General features: G+C 68.7%; 18 protein-coding genes. 12 read left to right on the forward strand and 6 right to left on the reverse strand.

The window, feature by feature from the left end; translation table 11 throughout:
• Nucleotides 1-8 precede the first annotated feature (8 nt).
• Nucleotides 9-596 (reverse strand): imidazoleglycerol-phosphate dehydratase HisB, encoded by a 588-nt coding sequence (gene hisB, locus AC1DSZ_RS13185; protein ID WP_476838811.1) that lies wholly within the window; start codon nt 594-596, stop codon nt 9-11.
• Nucleotides 597-791: 195 nt separating this feature from the next.
• On the opposite strand from hisB, the gene hslV reads away from it, so the two are divergent.
• The 11 genes from hslV (at nt 792) to olsA (ending at nt 9,988) form a co-directional block, all read left to right on the forward strand.
• Nucleotides 792-1,349, forward strand: coding sequence for an ATP-dependent protease subunit HslV (gene hslV / locus AC1DSZ_RS13190; RefSeq protein WP_476838812.1), 558 nt, complete (start codon nt 792-794; stop codon nt 1,347-1,349).
• Between the two features lie 42 nt (nt 1,350-1,391).
• Nucleotides 1,392-2,696, forward strand: a complete 1,305-nt coding sequence (gene hslU / locus AC1DSZ_RS13195; protein ID WP_476838813.1) for an ATP-dependent protease ATPase subunit HslU — start codon at nt 1,392-1,394, stop codon at nt 2,694-2,696.
• 48 nt (nt 2,697-2,744) lie between these two features.
• A complete protein-coding gene (gene murJ, locus AC1DSZ_RS13200; protein WP_476838814.1) occupies nt 2,745-4,319 on the forward strand; it encodes a murein biosynthesis integral membrane protein MurJ in 1,575 nt (524 codons plus the stop codon).
• Nucleotides 4,320-4,396: 77 nt separating this feature from the next.
• Nucleotides 4,397-5,437 (forward strand): tryptophan--tRNA ligase, encoded by a 1,041-nt coding sequence (gene trpS, locus AC1DSZ_RS13205; RefSeq protein WP_476838815.1) that lies wholly within the window; start codon nt 4,397-4,399, stop codon nt 5,435-5,437.
• 76 nt (nt 5,438-5,513) lie between these two features.
• The gene (locus tag AC1DSZ_RS13210) at nt 5,514-6,008 is read left to right on the forward strand and encodes a universal stress protein (RefSeq protein ID WP_476838816.1); all 495 of its coding nucleotides are present in this window, start codon (nt 5,514-5,516) and stop codon (nt 6,006-6,008) included.
• A gap of 120 nt (nt 6,009-6,128) precedes the next feature.
• Nucleotides 6,129-6,692, forward strand: a complete 564-nt coding sequence (locus tag AC1DSZ_RS13215; RefSeq protein WP_476838817.1) for a NifU family protein — start codon at nt 6,129-6,131, stop codon at nt 6,690-6,692.
• A 121-nt stretch (nt 6,693-6,813) separates the two neighbouring features.
• On the forward strand, nt 6,814-7,419 hold the full coding sequence (locus tag AC1DSZ_RS13220; RefSeq protein WP_476838818.1) for a malonic semialdehyde reductase: 606 nt from the start codon (nt 6,814-6,816) through the stop codon (nt 7,417-7,419).
• Nucleotides 7,420-7,499: 80 nt separating this feature from the next.
• The gene (gene tsaB / locus AC1DSZ_RS13225) at nt 7,500-8,183 is read left to right on the forward strand and encodes a tRNA (adenosine(37)-N6)-threonylcarbamoyltransferase complex dimerization subunit type 1 TsaB (protein ID WP_188520205.1); all 684 of its coding nucleotides are present in this window, start codon (nt 7,500-7,502) and stop codon (nt 8,181-8,183) included.
• 55 nt (nt 8,184-8,238) lie between these two features.
• Complete coding sequence (locus AC1DSZ_RS13230; RefSeq protein ID WP_476838819.1) at nt 8,239-8,664, forward strand: GNAT family N-acetyltransferase; 426 nt, start codon at nt 8,239-8,241, stop codon at nt 8,662-8,664.
• Nucleotides 8,665-8,801: 137 nt separating this feature from the next.
• Entirely contained in the window at nt 8,802-9,179 is a 378-nt protein-coding gene (locus AC1DSZ_RS13235; protein WP_476838875.1) for a Fur family transcriptional regulator, read from the forward strand.
• 5 nt (nt 9,180-9,184) lie between these two features.
• On the forward strand, nt 9,185-9,988 hold the full coding sequence (olsA, locus tag AC1DSZ_RS13240; RefSeq protein ID WP_476838820.1) for a lyso-ornithine lipid O-acyltransferase: 804 nt from the start codon (nt 9,185-9,187) through the stop codon (nt 9,986-9,988).
• 5 nt (nt 9,989-9,993) lie between these two features.
• Here olsA and AC1DSZ_RS13245 read toward each other — a convergent pair whose 3' ends face one another.
• Nucleotides 9,994-10,803 (reverse strand): NAD-dependent epimerase/dehydratase family protein, encoded by an 810-nt coding sequence (locus AC1DSZ_RS13245; RefSeq protein WP_476838821.1) that lies wholly within the window; start codon nt 10,801-10,803, stop codon nt 9,994-9,996.
• Between the two features lie 174 nt (nt 10,804-10,977).
• Here AC1DSZ_RS13245 and AC1DSZ_RS13250 point away from each other — a divergent pair, with 174 nt between their 5' ends.
• Nucleotides 10,978-12,207: an MFS transporter gene (locus AC1DSZ_RS13250; protein ID WP_476838822.1), complete on the forward strand. Its 1,230-nt coding sequence runs from the start codon at nt 10,978-10,980 to the stop codon at nt 12,205-12,207.
• 65 nt (nt 12,208-12,272) lie between these two features.
• Here AC1DSZ_RS13250 and rplT read toward each other — a convergent pair whose 3' ends face one another.
• From rplT to AC1DSZ_RS13270, 4 genes are all read right to left on the reverse strand, one after another.
• Complete coding sequence (gene rplT, locus AC1DSZ_RS13255) at nt 12,273-12,641, reverse strand: 50S ribosomal protein L20 (RefSeq protein ID WP_188520210.1); 369 nt, start codon at nt 12,639-12,641, stop codon at nt 12,273-12,275.
• A 40-nt stretch (nt 12,642-12,681) separates the two neighbouring features.
• The gene (gene rpmI, locus AC1DSZ_RS13260; RefSeq protein ID WP_188520211.1) at nt 12,682-12,882 is read right to left on the reverse strand and encodes a 50S ribosomal protein L35; all 201 of its coding nucleotides are present in this window, start codon (nt 12,880-12,882) and stop codon (nt 12,682-12,684) included.
• Nucleotides 12,883-13,060: 178 nt separating this feature from the next.
• Nucleotides 13,061-13,984: a dihydrodipicolinate synthase family protein gene (locus tag AC1DSZ_RS13265; RefSeq protein ID WP_476838823.1), complete on the reverse strand. Its 924-nt coding sequence runs from the start codon at nt 13,982-13,984 to the stop codon at nt 13,061-13,063.
• Nucleotides 13,981-14,718 (reverse strand): GntR family transcriptional regulator, encoded by a 738-nt coding sequence (locus AC1DSZ_RS13270; protein WP_476838824.1) that lies wholly within the window; start codon nt 14,716-14,718, stop codon nt 13,981-13,983. Before AC1DSZ_RS13270 ends, AC1DSZ_RS13265 begins: the two co-directional genes overlap by 4 nt.
• Nucleotides 14,719-14,786: the final 68 nt, after the last annotated feature.

Raw genomic sequence — 14,786 nt, forward strand, 5'->3', positions numbered from 1 at the left:
AACTGCGCTCAGAGCGCGCCCTTGGTGGAGGGAACGCGCTCGCCTTCGCGGGGGTCCACCGCACACGCCTCACGCAAGGCGCGCGCCAGACCCTTGAACAGGCTCTCGGCGATATGGTGGTTGTTGTCGCCATACAGCGTCTCGGCGTGCAGCGTGATCCCGGCATTGGTCGCGAAAGCCTGGAACCACTCGCGCACGAGCTCGGTGTCGAACTCGCCGATCTTGTCGCGCGTGAACTCGGCCCGGAACACCAGGAAGGGCCGGCCCGAGATGTCGATCGATACGCGGCTCAGCGTCTCGTCCATCGGCAGATGCGCGGCGGCGTAGCGCCGAATGCCGCGCTTCTCGCCAAGCGCCTCCGCGAAAGCCTGGCCGAGCGCGATGCCGACATCCTCGACGGTGTGGTGCTGGTCGACATGCAGGTCGCCCTTGGCCGAGACCGTGACGTCGAACAGGGCGTGGCGCGTGAAGAGCTCGAGCATGTGGTCGAAGAAGCCCACGCCGGTGGCGATCCGGGCTTCGCCGGTTCCATCGATGCTCAGGCTGACCGAGATCTCCGTCTCGGCCGTCTTGCGCGACACGCTCGCCGAACGCATGGCGTGAACTCCCGCGGGCTCTGCAGGGAAGAAAAGGTCGCCCGCCGGGCCGCTTCTAGCAACTCGCGTGCCTGAACGCCACTCTGCTGCATCTTTCGTGAGCACGCGCTCCGCCAGCATGGTTGCCGACCGGCGCCCATTGGAGCAGCCGTCCGCAACCCCTATGTGTGGTGGGACGAAACTCCGGAAGATTCCATGGCTGAACACGATGACGGGCGCTGGCGCGCCACGACGATCCTGATGGTGCGCAAGGGCGGCAAGGTCGTGATCGGCGGCGACGGTCAGGTGAGCCTCGGCCAGACCGTGATGAAGTCGAACGCCCGCAAGGTGCGCCGGCTCGGCAAGGGCGACGTGATCGTCGGCTTCGCGGGCGCGACCGCCGACGCCTTCGCGTTGTTCGAGCGGCTCGAGGCCAAGATCGAGCAGTATCCCGGCCAGCTCATGCGCGCCTGTGTGGAGCTCACCAAGGACTGGCGCACGGACCGCATCCTGCGGCGGCTCGAGGCCATGATGCTGGTGGCCGACAAGCAGGTCGGCCTCGTTCTGTCCGGCGCGGGAGACGTGCTGGAGCCGCAGGATGGCGTCATGGCGATCGGCTCGGGCGGCAACTACGCGTTGTCGGCGGCCCGCGCGCTGATCGAGAACACCGACCTCGACGCCGAAGCGATCGTGCGCAAGAGCCTCGGCATCGCGGCCGACATCTGCGTCTACACGAACGGCAATCTGACCATCGAGAGCCTGGACGCGGCCTGAGCCGCTCCGGCCTCCACCCTTCCCGACAGGGCAGAACGGATCATGAGCACTTTTTCGCCGCGCGAGACGGTTTCCGAACTCGACCGCTACATTGTTGGCCAACGTGACGCCAAGCGGGCCGTCGCGATCGCGCTGCGCAATCGCTGGCGCCGGCAGCAGCTGGAAGGGCCCATGCGCGAGGAGGTCCTGCCCAAGAACATCCTGATGATCGGCCCCACCGGTTGCGGCAAGACCGAGATCGCCCGGAGGCTCGCCAAGCTCGCCAACGCGCCCTTCCTGAAGGTCGAGGCCACCAAGTTCACCGAGGTCGGCTATGTCGGCCGGGACGTCGAGCAGATCGTTCGTGACCTGGTCGAGATCGGCATCGGGCTCGTGCGCGAGACCCGCCGCAAGGACGTGCGCGCCCGCGCTCACAAGGCCGCCGAGGAGCGCGTGCTGGATGCGCTGGTCGGGCCCGGATCGAGCCCCAACACCCGCGAGAGCTTCCGACGCAAGCTGCGCGACGGCGAGATGGACGACAAGGAGATCGAGATCGAGCTCGCCCAGGGCCAGTCCGGCATGCCGATGTTCGAGCTGCCCAACATGCCGGGCGCATCCGTGGGCGCAATCTCGCTGGGCGACATCTTCGGCAAGATGGGCGGGCGCACCAAGACGCGGCGCACCAGCGTGAAGGAAGCCTATGAGCCGCTGGTCGCCGAGGAAAGCGACAAGCTCCTCGACCAGGACCAGATCGTCTCGGAGGCGATTCGCAACGTCGAGGAGAACGGCATCGTGTTCCTGGACGAGATTGACAAGATCTGCGGCCGCGAGAACCGCGGAGGCGCCGACGTGTCGCGTGAGGGCGTCCAGCGCGACCTGCTGCCCCTGATCGAGGGCACAACCGTCAACACCAAGCACGGGCCGGTGAAGACCGACCACGTGCTGTTCGTGGCCTCCGGCGCCTTCCACGTGTCGAAGCCGTCGGACCTCCTGCCCGAGCTGCAGGGCCGCCTGCCCATCCGGGTCGAGCTCAGCTCCCTCAACGAGGACGATTTCCGCCGCATCCTCACCGACACGGAGGCGAGCCTCGTGAAGCAGTACGTCGCCCTGATGGCCACCGAGGGCGTGACGCTCGACTTCGCCGACACGGCCATCTCCGCCATCGCGCGCGTCGCCGTGGAGGTAAACGGGTCCGTCGAGAACATTGGCGCGCGCCGGCTGCAGACCGTGATGGAGCGCATCCTGGACGACATTTCGTTCACCGCGCCGGACCGCTCGGGCGAAACCATCGTGATCGACGGCGCCTATGTGGAGAAAGCCGTCGGAGATCTCGCCCGCAACGCCGACCTGAGCCGCTTCATCCTTTAAGCGGGGCTGCTCCTTGCAAGGCGGGATCGAACCTGTTTCGGTCCCGCCATGACGCCGCCCGCCGCCGAGCATCCGCCTTCCGCCACCATCGCGCGCGACTCCGCCGTGGTGGGCGCAGGCGCGGGCGCGTCGCGCATCCTCGGCTTCGTCCGCGATGTCCTGATTGCCGCCCTCCTGGGCGCGGGCCCGGCCGCCGACGCCCTTCTGGTGGCCCTTCGCATTCCCAATCTCCTGCGCCGCATCGTCGGCGAAGGCGCGGTCAACGGCGCGTTTGCGCCTGTCTACGCGCGTGTCGCCGCCGAGGGCGGGCCCCACGCCGCACGTCGGTTCGCCGGCGAATCGATCGTCGGTCTCGCGCTCGTTCTCGGAGTTGCGTTCGCGTCGGCCGAGATCCTGGCGCCCTGGATCGTGCTCGCGCTCGCGGGCGGGTTTTCTGAGGATCCCGAGCGGCTTGGCCTGGCCATTGACCTGTCACGATGGACCCTCGCGCTCGTGCCCGCCACCGTGCTGTCGGCACTGTTAGGGGCGCTGCTCGCCGCCGAAGGCCGACTGCGTTGGGCTGCGCTGGCGCCGGCGGCCGTCAACGCCGTCCTGGTGGTCACGCTGCTCGGCCTGGCTCAGGCCGGCGCCGAGGGAGCGCACGCCGCTTTCGCTGTGGCGGGTGCAGTTTCCGCGGCAGGCGCGCTTCAGCTTGCTCTCGTGGCGCTCCCGCTGCTTCGCGGGGCTGCGCGGCCGATCCTTTCGTGGCCGACTCGATCGCCGGCGTTGCGCCAGGCCATCGCGCTCGCGGTCCCCGGGCTCGCAACCGCAGCCTCCGCCCAACTCTCGATCCTCGCGGCGCTCTACCTTGCCTCGGACCAGCCCGCCGCCTTGGCGCACCTGCATTACGCCGATCGCCTGTTCCAGTTGCCGCTCGGGTTCGTGGCGGCCGGCGCGGGCGTCGTGCTCCTGAACGAGGTAGTCAGGCTGGGGCGGACCGGCCATACCGGCGCGGTAGGGCCGCTGCTGGATCAGGCCATCCTGTTGGCCCTCCTTCTGGCCCTACCGGCCGCCGCCGGGCTTGCGGTGCTGAGCTTTCCGATCGCCAGCGTCCTGTTCGAGCGCGGGGCTTTCACCGGGATCGACGCCGCCGCGGTCGCGACCGCAATCGCGGGCTTGAGCGTCGGCCTGCCGGCCGCCGCCGTCGCGCGCGTTCTCGCCCAGCCCTTTCTGGCGGCGGAGCGCAGCCGACCGCCGCTTCTGGGCGCACTCGCGGCGCTGGCGACCACCATCCTGGTGGGGCTTGCGTTACGTGCCCAGCACAGCGTCGGCGGCCTTGGGCTGGCGGTCTCGGCCGGCGCCTGGGTCGACGCGCTCGTTCTCGCATGGGCGTTGCGAGCGACCGGCTGGTGGAAACCAAGCGGAACGCTGGTCCGGCGCTCCGTCGCCGTGGCGGCCGCGACAGCCGCAATGGCCACGGCGGTGATCCTGGCCCGGAGCGCGGCCGGACCGGCGCTCGCCGTCGAGGCGCCTGCCTGGATGCGCGCCGGCGCACTGGCGGCCTTGTGCGGCGGCGGAGCGCTCGTCTATGCGGCCATCCTGTTGGCCTTCGGGGCTAGAACCTGGCGCAAGTCGCTCGCCTGAAGCTTGCGCAGCATGCTTTTCCTTGCGCCCGCAGGGGGAAGCCGCCATAAGCGCGCCGACTTGGGAGATTTAAGACGATGGCGGGCTTCAAACCCCTCGTATTTTCCGGCGTTCAGCCGACCGGCAACCTGCACCTCGGCAATTACCTTGGGGCGATCACGAAATTCGTGGCGCTGCAGCAGAGCCATGACTGCATTTATTGCGTCGTCGACATGCACGCCATCACGGTCTGGCAGGACCCCGCCGCGCTGACGGCGCAGATCCGTGAGGTTACGGCCGCTTTTCTGGCCGCCGGCGTCGATCCCAAGCGCCATATCGTGTTCAACCAGAGCCAGGTCCACGAACACGCCGAGCTCGCCTGGGTGTTCAACTGCGTCGCCCGCATCGGCTGGCTGAACCGCATGACGCAGTTCAAGGAGAAGGCCGGCAAGGACCGCGAGAACGCCTCGCTGGGCCTCTACGCCTATCCGAGCCTCATGGCGGCCGACATCCTGGTTTACCGCGCCACGCATGTGCCGGTCGGCGAGGACCAGAAGCAGCATCTCGAACTCTCCCGCGACATCGCCCAGAAATTCAACAACGACTATGCCGACTCGATCGCGGCAGCGGGCCATGGCGACGGCTTTTTCCCGCTCCCCGAGCCCCTGATCCAGGGCCCGGCGACGCGCGTGATGAGCCTGCGCGACGGCTCCAAGAAGATGTCGAAGTCCGACCCGTCGGACTATTCGCGCATTAACCTGTCCGACGACGCCGACGCGGTGGCCCAGAAGGTCCGCAAGGCGAAGACCGACCCGGAGCCGCTTCCGTCCGAGGAAGCCGGGCTGGAGAAGCGGCCCGAGGCGCAGAACCTCGTCGGCATCTTTGCCGCCCTGGCGGAGCGCACCCGCGCCGACGTGCTGGCCGAGTTTGGCGGCGCGCAATTCTCGTCCTTCAAGGCCTCGTTGGTGGACCTCGCGGTCGCCAAGCTCGGGCCGATCGGGGCGGAGATGAAGCGGCTCACGGCGGACCCGGCCTATATTGATTCGGTGCTGGCCGACGGCGCCGAGCGCGCCAGCGCGATCGCTCGCCCCAACATGGACGCCGTGAAGGACATCGTGGGCTTTATCCGCCGCCGCTGAGGCGGCCGCGGAGCCCTTGCGGGCCGGCGCACAGCCTGCAAGCATGGGCGCACCGGCCCTGATGGAAGCAAGCCGCATGGCGCTGAAGCCCCGACGGTCCTACGAGGCCGGACACCGGCCCAAGTTTCTCGTCGTGATCGACGACACGGATGAATGTGGACGGGCCCTTTATTTCGCGGCCCGCCGCGCCGGGCGCGTCGGCGCAGATCTCCTGCTCCTCGCCGTGATCAGTCCGGCCGATTTCCAGCACTGGCTCGGCGTCGGCTCGCTCATGGAAGCCGAGGCCGCCGAGGAGGCAGGCCGGATGCTCGAGGAGGCCGCCGCCCGCGCCCGCGCGATTGCGGGCATCGATCCGCAAAAGGCCGTGCGGACGGGCGCCAAGGCGGACGAGATTCTCACCTTGATCGAGGAAGACGAGGACATTTCGCTGCTGGTGCTGGCCGCCGGCGCAGGGTCGGACGGCCCCGGGCCGCTCGTCAACAACCTTGCCGGCGCCGCCGCGTCCTTCCCGATCCCGATCGCGATCGTGCCGGGCGCGCTGGCGGATGCGGATATCGACGCGCTTGCGTAGGCCTCCGGATTAATTCCGGACCTGCGGTGAACCAAATATCGTGCTAGATATTCGCGTGTCGCCGAGCATTTCGGCGCATTGCGCTGCGGGCCTTGAACCCGTGTGTGCGAGGAGATCCCGATGTTCATCCAGACCGAAGCCACTCCCAACCCCGCCACGCTGAAGTTCCTGCCAGGCCGCGGCGTCATGCCGGACGGCACGCTCGACATCCGTGATGCGCGCGCCGCCGAGCGCTCGCCGCTGGCCCGCCGCCTGTTCGCGGTTCCGGGCGTCACCGGCGTGTTCTACGGCTCGGATTTCGTCACCGTGACCAAGGGCGAGGGGGACTGGGCGCATCTGAAGCCTGCGATCCTCGGCGCCATCATGGAGCACTTCATGTCCGGCGAGGCCCTGTTCGAGGGCCAGGCCGAGCCCGCCGCGGACGGCTCCGACAACGAGTTCTTCGACGAGGCTGACGCCGCCACGGTGGAGACCATCAAGGAGCTGCTCGAAACGCGTGTGCGGCCTGCCGTTGCGGGCGATGGCGGCGACATCACGTTCAAGGGCTTCCGCGAGGGCGTGGTCTACCTCACCATGAAGGGCTCCTGCTCGGGTTGCCCGTCCTCCACCGCCACCCTGAAGCATGGTATCCAGAACCTGCTTCGCCACTTCCTGCCGGATGTGCGCGAGGTGCAGGCCGTCTGAGCCGCATTGCATCCGCACAAACGGGTGTTTGCACGCGAATGGGCTGCTCCCTCGGGAGCGGCCTTTATCTTGCTCGGGATGCTGAAGTCAGCCGTGGGCTGACCCGCAAGGATCCCCGACCATGCTCGACACCCTGAAGGCGCCGCTCACCGACGCCGCCCTGCGCCAGCTCTTTCTCGACGCGCGCACGTTCAACGCATTCCTGGACAAGCCCGTGTCTGACGAACTGCTGCGCCAGGTCGCGGATCTGATGAAGATGGGCCCGACCGCCGCGAACTCCGGGCCGGCCCGCATCGTGTTCGTGAAGTCGGCCGCCGCCAAGCAGAAGCTCGCCCCGGCCCTGTCCGAAGGCAACCGCGACAAGACCCTGGCCGCGCCCGTAACCGCGATCGTCGCCTACGATCTCGAATTCTACGTGCACATGCCCAAGCTGTTTCCGCACAACCCGACCGCACGCAGCTGGTTCGAGGGCAAGCCCGCCGCCATCGAGGCGACCGGCTTCCGCAACTCCTCCCTGCAGGGCGCCTACCTGATGCTGGCCGCCCGCGCGCTCGGGCTCGATTGCGGCCCGATGTCCGGTTTCGACAACGCCGCGCTGGACGCCGCCTTCTTCCCGGACGGCAAGGTGAAGTCGAATTTCATCTGCAATCTGGGCTACGGCGATCCCGCCAGCCTCTTCCCGCGCAGCCCCCGCCTCGACTTCGAGGAGTTCTGCACGATCGCCTGAGCGCGCGGGCTTCACGTCGCGAGCGTTTTCTGCGAACACACGACAGGGCGCGGTTCGGGCGCCCCGTCGTGGAGCACAAGGTGCGCATTCTCGCCATCGATACCGCGCTGGAGGCCTGCTCGGTCTGCGTGATGGAGTCCGGGGTCGAGAACCCGGTCGCCATGGAATCCGAGCCCATGGCGCGCGGCCATGCCGAAGCGCTGATGCCCATGCTCGAACGGGTCATGAAGACCGTGGACGGCGGCTTCGGATCGCTTGATCGCGTCGCCGTCACGATCGGGCCGGGCAGCTTCACGGGACTGCGGGTCGGCATCTCGGCGGCCCGCGCCATTGCGCTTGGCGCGGGCGTCCCGGCCGTGGGCGTCACCACGCTCTCGGCCTATGCGGCTCCGCTGATCGCCTCCGGCGTCCGCGCCCTGGTGGCGGTCGCGATCGACGCCCGGCACGGCCACGTCTACGCGCAGGTGGTGGGGCAGGGCGGTCGCGCGGTGATGTCCCCACGCGTGATCCTGCTCCGCGACGTCGTGCGCCAGATTGGATCTGGGCCGGTGCTGGTCGTCGGCTCCGGCGCCGAGGCGCTCTGCGCCGAGGCGCGGTTCGCCGGGCTGGACGCCGCCGTGGTGGACGCGGGCCCCGCGCCCGATATCGGCTGGGTGGCGAAGCTCGGCATGGCGGCCCGCCCCGAAATGGCGCTTCCCAAGCCATTCTACCTTCGCTCGCCGGACGCCAAGCCGCAGGATCATCATCGCATTCCGCGTCGGTGAGGTCGTGCGCATCCCCTTCCTGAGCCCCGCTTCAGCCTCCGTCCGATCGCTCCGCATGGAAGACGCGGCCTCCATCGCGGCGCTGCACGCGGAAGGCTTTCACGCGGGTTGGTCAGCCTCCGAATGCGAGGCGTTGCTGCTGGACCGCGCCGTGGTGGGCCAGGGCATCGGCCCAGGGCAGGCCTTGCACGGCTTCGTGCTGTCGCGCGTCACCCTCGACGAGGCCGAGATTCTAACCATCGCGGTGGCGCGCCGTCGCCAGGGAGCCGGCCTAGGGAAGCGCTTGCTGCAGGCCCATTTCGGCGCGCTCGTGAACCGCGGCGTGCGCACGCTGTTCCTGGAAGTCGACGAGGGCAACGCGCCCGCTCGGGCGCTCTATGCGCGCGCGGGTTTCGAGCAGGTTGGCCGCCGCGCCGGCTACTACCGCAAGCCGGACGGCTCGGCAGCCGCCGCCCTGGTGCTGCGGCGGACGCTGGCTTAGCCTCTCGGGCGGTGGACGACCGGGCGGGCTTTTCCTATAAGGACGACCCAGTTGCAATTCGGCGGTCGCTCGTGAGTCCCAGTCGCCAGCCACGGAACAACCCCATCGAGCAGCGCTGCGTCGCCGCCGGGCTGCGGATGACGGGCCAGCGCCGCACCATCGCGCGCGTGCTCGCCGAGGCCGAGGACCACCCCGACGTCGAGGAATTGCACCGCCGCGCTCACGACATCGACCGGGGCATCTCGATCTCGACCGTGTACCGCACCGTCAAGCTGCTCGAGGATTCCGGCATCATCGCGCGCCTCGACCTCAAGGACGGCCGCGCCCGTTACGAGCGGACGCCGGACGAGCACCACGACCACCTCGTGAATCTCCGCACCGGTCAGGTGATAGAATTCCGCTCGGAAGAGATCGAGCGGCTCCAGGCCGAGATCGCGCGGCGCCTGGGCTACCGGCTCGTGGACCACCGTCTCGAACTCTACGCCGTGCCGCTCGACGACGATCGCAAGAGCTAGCCGCGATGCGCCGCCTCCGGCTGGCCGCGGTGCTGGCGGTTCTCGTTCCGGTGACGCTCGTCCTCATGGCGGTTCAATGGACCGCGCTGAAAGCCGGCTGGCGCCTGTCCCACGCGCTTCCGCGGCTCTTCCACCGCTTCGTCTGCGCCTTGTTCCGCATCCGAATCGAGGTGCGCGGCGCACCAGCGTCGATGCGGCCCGTGCTGGTGATCGCCAACCACACGAGCTGGCTCGACATCGTGGTGATCTCGACGCTGGCGCCCATGAGCTTCATCGCCAAGCGGGAAGTCGCGAGCTGGCCCGTATTCGGCACGTTCGCGCGTCTGCAGCGCTCGATCTTCATCGACCGCCAGCGCCGCAAGGGCGCTGCCGAAGCCAATCGGGAGATCGCCGAGCGGCTTGCGGGCGGCGACGCCATCGTGCTGTTCGCCGAAGGCACCACCAGCGACGGCTGCCGCGTGCTCCCGTTCAAGTCGGCGGTGATCGGGGCCGCCCGCGACGCCATCGCGGAGGCCGGCCATACCGGCAGCGTCACCGTGCAGCCACTCACGGTCGCGTATCCCCGGCGCGGCGGCCTGCCTGTCGGGCGGCAGGATCGACCGGCCTTGGCCTGGTATGGCGACATGGACCTCCTGCCCCATCTGGGGCCGATCATCGCCGGAGCGCCCATCGACGCCGTGGTGGAATGGGGCGAGCCCATTCCTTTCGGAGTCGATTCGAACCGCAAGGCCGTAACTCGCGCGTGCGAGTCCACGATCCGATCGACCTATGCGAGGCTGACCACGGGACGCGAACCCGCCAGAGGCTGAGCCCTTCAGGATTTCGGCGGAACCGGGCCGCCGGCGTATTCCCGCGCGCAGAACGGACCTCCCTGGAAATAAAGGTCCGCCGGCTCGTGCTGCTGGCCGGCCTCGCCCGCCATCGCGGCGTCCACATGGTCCTCGGCGCGATCCTGGGGCTTGTACCCGAGCTGATAGGCGGCCGAGTTGTCGTACCAGCAGGCTGCGTTGTTGGAGACGCCGAACACCACGTTGCAGTGGATGTCGGGGTGCTCCAGGCCGATCGCGCAGAGCTGCGCGAGGTCGCGCCCGCTCACCCAGATCGCCAGCGCCCGCTCGCTGCCGGGCAGGTCGGCGGCGTTGCCGATCCGCAGGATCAGGCTCTTCACCCCGTATTTGTCGGCGTAGAGCGCCGCCGTGGCCTCGCCCCAGCATTTGCTCAGGCCATAGCGGCTGTCGGGCCGCACCGGCGCGAGCTCGTCGATGCGTTGCGCGCGCGGGTAGAAACCCACCGCGTGGTTGCTCGAACCGAAGATCACGCGCTTCACGCCGCAGCGCCGCGCCGCCTCGTAGACGTTCCAGGTCCCGATCACGTTGGCCGGCAGGATCGTCTCGATCGGAGCTTCGTTCGGCTCGGCCGCCATGTGGATAACGGCGTCCATGCCCTGCATCGCGCTCTCAACCGCCGCCATGTCGGCGATGTCCCCGACCACGCTCTCCTCGTTGGGCCCGATCGGCTCCGCCGGCGCCATGTCGAAAGTGCGGATCAGGGCGAAGCGCCCGGCGAATTCGCGCCTGAGCTTGCGGCCCACATGCCCGGCGCCGCCGGTGATCAGGATCTTCATCGCGTGTCCTCGTTGTTCGCCCTTGGCTGACGCCTCCAGCTGAAATATCAGATCGAAGCCGCCGGGCAAGCAGCCGTATTCCGCGGTGCGCGCCCGGGCAGCCCTGCGCGACTCAGGGCGCCACGCCGAAACCAGACGTGGTACGGCGAGCGAACCTCGACCCCACAGGACCCGATGATCAGGAACGCCAGCGGCTGGGCCGCACTTCGCTCGCGCGACTTCCGCCTGTTCATCTCGGCGCGCTTCCTGTCCGGGCTCGCAATGCAGATCCAGAATGTCGGGCTCGGCTGGCTGGTCTACGACCGCACAGGCAGCGCGCTCGCGCTCGGGCTGGTCGGCTTGGCGGCGTTCCTGCCCGCCCTCGCGCTGGCGCTCGTCACCGGCCACGTGGCGGACCGCTTCGACCGGCGACGGATCATGAGCCTGTGCTGGAGCGTGGTCGCGCTCGCGTCGCTCGGGCTGCTGCTCGTCGCTCTCAACCCCAACGCCCCAGTCTGGCCCATCTATGCGCTGGCCGTGATGGTGGGCTCGGCACGGGCCTTCGCCAACCCGGCCAGCCAGGCTCTTCTGCCCAATCTGGTCGGCCGCGACGGGTTTGCGAGCGCGGTGGCGCTGAACGCCTCCGCCTGGCAGACCTCGTCCATCGCGGGTCCTGCCGTCGGCGGCATCCTCTACGCGTTCGGCCCGCCCGTGGTGTTCGCGGCCGCGCTGGCGTCCTTCGCCACATCGGCGCTCCTGATCGCGTTCATCCGCAGCGGAGAACGGGCCCCGATCCGGGAGAAGACCACGCTCGCCACGTTGCTGGCCGGTATCGTGTTCATCCGCGAGCGGCCCGTGATCCTGGGCGCGATCTCGCTGGACCTCTTCGCCGTGCTGCTGGGCGGCGCGACCGCGCTGCTGCCCATCTACGCGCGTGACGTGCTATTCGTCGGCCCGGTCGGCCTCGGCATGCTGCGCAGCGCGCCCGCGATCGGGGCCGTCGCGATGTCGGTTACGCTGGCGTCGCGCCCGCTGCAGCATCGAGCGGGACGCACCATGTTCTTCGCCGTGGGGCTGTTCGGGCTGGCGACAATCGTCTTCGGCCTGTCGACGAACCTGATGCTATCGCTCGCCTGCCTGGTGGCGCTGGGGGCGGCCGACATGGTCAGCGTCTATGTGCGCCAGACGCTCGTGCAGTCGGAGACGCCGGACGCCATGCGGGGCCGCGTCGCGGCCGTGAACAGCGTCTTCATCGGCGCGTCCAACGAACTCGGCGAGTTTGAATCCGGCGCGTTGGCGGCCGCCATCGGGGCCGTTCCGGCCGTCGTGGTCGGCGGCGTCGGCACCGTCGTGGTGGCGGTGCTATGGGCCCGGCTGTTTCCCGGCCTCTGGAAGCGCGACCGTCTCGTCGCCGAGCCGAGATAACGCCCAAAGAAAAACCCCCGCCGGTCGCCCGGCGAGGGTTTTGCAGTCAGGCGTGTCGTTGTCGCTCAGGCGGCCTGGGCCGGCAGGGCGGACTTGGCCTTCTCGACCAGGGCCTTGAAGGCCTCCGGCTCGCGGATGGCGATGTCGGACAGAACCTTGCGGTCCACCTCGACGCCAGCCTTGTTCAGGCCGTCGATGAAGCGCGAATAGGTGAGGCCGAACTCACGCACGGCTGCGTTGACGCGCTGGATCCAGAGCGCCCGGAATGTGCGCTTCTTCGCCTTGCGGTCGCGGGTGGCGTACTGCATGGCGCGATCCACGGCCGCCTTGGCGGTGCGGATGGTATTCTTGCGGCGACCGTAAAAGCCCTTGGCGGCCTTCAGGGTCTTCTTGTGCTTGGCGTGCGAAGTGACGCCGCGCTTGACGCGGGACATGGCTGATCTCCTGGATCGGGAAAAAAGTGAGCCGGGGCGATCAGCCGTTCGGCAGGAAGTACTTCTTCACGTTGGCCGCGTCGCCCTCGAAGAGGACGGCCGTGCCGCGGTTGTTGCGGAGCTGCTTGTTGGTCCGCTTGATCATCCCGTGCCGCTTGCCGGCGTGGGCATAGAGAACCTTGCCGGTTCCCGTGATCTTGAAGCGCTTCTTGGCGCTCGACTTGGTCTTCATCTTGGGCATTTTGCTCTCCTTGGACGGCATGCCGTCCCCGGTTTTATTGGTCGGTTCGTGAGAACCGTTCGTCTCATCATGAGCGCGAAAAAGAACCGCCACGGCAGCCCTAACGGCCGGGCGGTTCGAAGGCGCGGTCTATAGCAGAACCGCAGGGGGAATCAAGGCAGGCGCGCGCTTGGCCGACTCATTCGGCCGCCTGGCGGGCGTCGAGCACGCCCCAGCCGGCCAGCACGCCGCGCAGCGTCTCGCGATCGGCCCCGTCCAGCGCCGGCAGCCCGGGCAGCCGCACCGGCCCGACCCGGAAGCCGATCATCTCCATGGCTTCCTTCACGACCGTCACATTCGCGCCGTTGCCGAACTTGGTCCGCATCGTCTCGAAGGTCGCGATGGTGTTCACCAGCTCGCGCACGGTTTCAAAGTCGCCGCTCTCCAGCGCCGCGTGGATGCGCAGCGAGCGCGCCGGGTCGACGTTCACGAGGCCCGACGTGAAGCCGCGCGCGCCGGCCGCATAGAAGGGCGCCGCCCAGCCTTCCGCGAGGCCGCAGACCCAGATCGCCGTCTCGGGCCCGCTGGCGCGCACGCAGTCTGCGAGCAGCATCAGGTTGGGAGTGGCGAACTTCACCGCCGCGACGTTCGGATGGTTGGCGATGCCGAGCAGCTCGCTCGCCTTCATGGCGTCCGACCGCACATAGGCGACGAGCGGCAGGTCGACGCCGTCCGCAATGGCCATGAAATAGGCCGCTTGCGATTGGGGAGCCGCAAACGGGTCCATCGGCTGGTGCGCCATGATGGCGTCCGCCCCTCCGGCCTTGGCGCGGCGGCCGAGCTCGATCGCTTCCTTCAGCGAGCGGCCCACCGCGGCCGTCAACAGCGAACGGCCGGCGTTGGCCTGGGTGGCGCCGTCATGCACGGCGCGCACTTCGTCCGGCGTCAGCGCGTAATACTCGCCGGTATTGCCGGCCGACACGATGTTGTGGATGCCGCCGGCCGCGATACGGTCGATCACGCGGACCAACTGCGCCTGATCGACGGCGCCATCGGCGTTATACGGCGTGACATGGACGCCAGAAATGCCGCGCAGCGCGGTCTGGAGGCGGGGGCTGGTCATGGGGTCTGCTCCTTGGCGGATTCCGGAAGGGGGGCTGGGCGGCCGTCGGGGGCCGCCGGCGAGCGGCCCTCGAACGCCGTCTTGACGTGATGGCGGACGGACCGCAGCACGTGGTCGCGCATGCAGCGCTCGGCGTTCTCGGGATCACGGCGCGCCAGCGCGTCGAAAATGGCGGTGTGCTCGCCGAGAGCCCGGATCCGTTCCTCGGCGTCGCCCAGGATCACGGCTCGGGCGGTGTGGACGTAGATGCGCTGGCCCACCATCAGCCGGTGCAGGTAACGGCACCCCGAGATGTCGTGGATCGCGTCGTGAAATTCCTCGTTGAGGTCGATCGTGGCCTCGACGTCACCCGCCTTGGTGGCCTTCGTCATGCGGCCGATTACCTCGCGCAGGCGCTCCACGCCGGTGGGGTCGATCCGGTCCGCCGCCATGCGGGCGATCATGCCTTCCAGCGCCGCCCTGGCGAGGCCCATTTCCTCCGCCTGGCCGGCGTCGAACGTCACGCGGACGCCCCTTCTCGGCTCGGTGGCGACGAGGCCCTCGGATTCAAGGCGTCGCAGCGCCTCCTTGAGAGGCGTGGTGCTGACGCCGAGCTGCTCCGCCATGGCGCGCTCGTTGAGCCATGAGCCGGCCGGCAGCTCGCCCGCGATGATGGCGCGCCGCAAGTGCTCGTGCACATGGTCCCGCAAGCCTTTCAAAAGCGCGGGGTCAACAGGGCCAAGCTTTACCGACACTCGGAAACGTCCACTGAACGTGCGGCCGGAATGGTCGCGCTAGTGCGATCTGATATATCAAAGCGGAC

The sequence above is a fragment of the Alsobacter sp. P4_H11 genome (assembly GCF_056400925.1).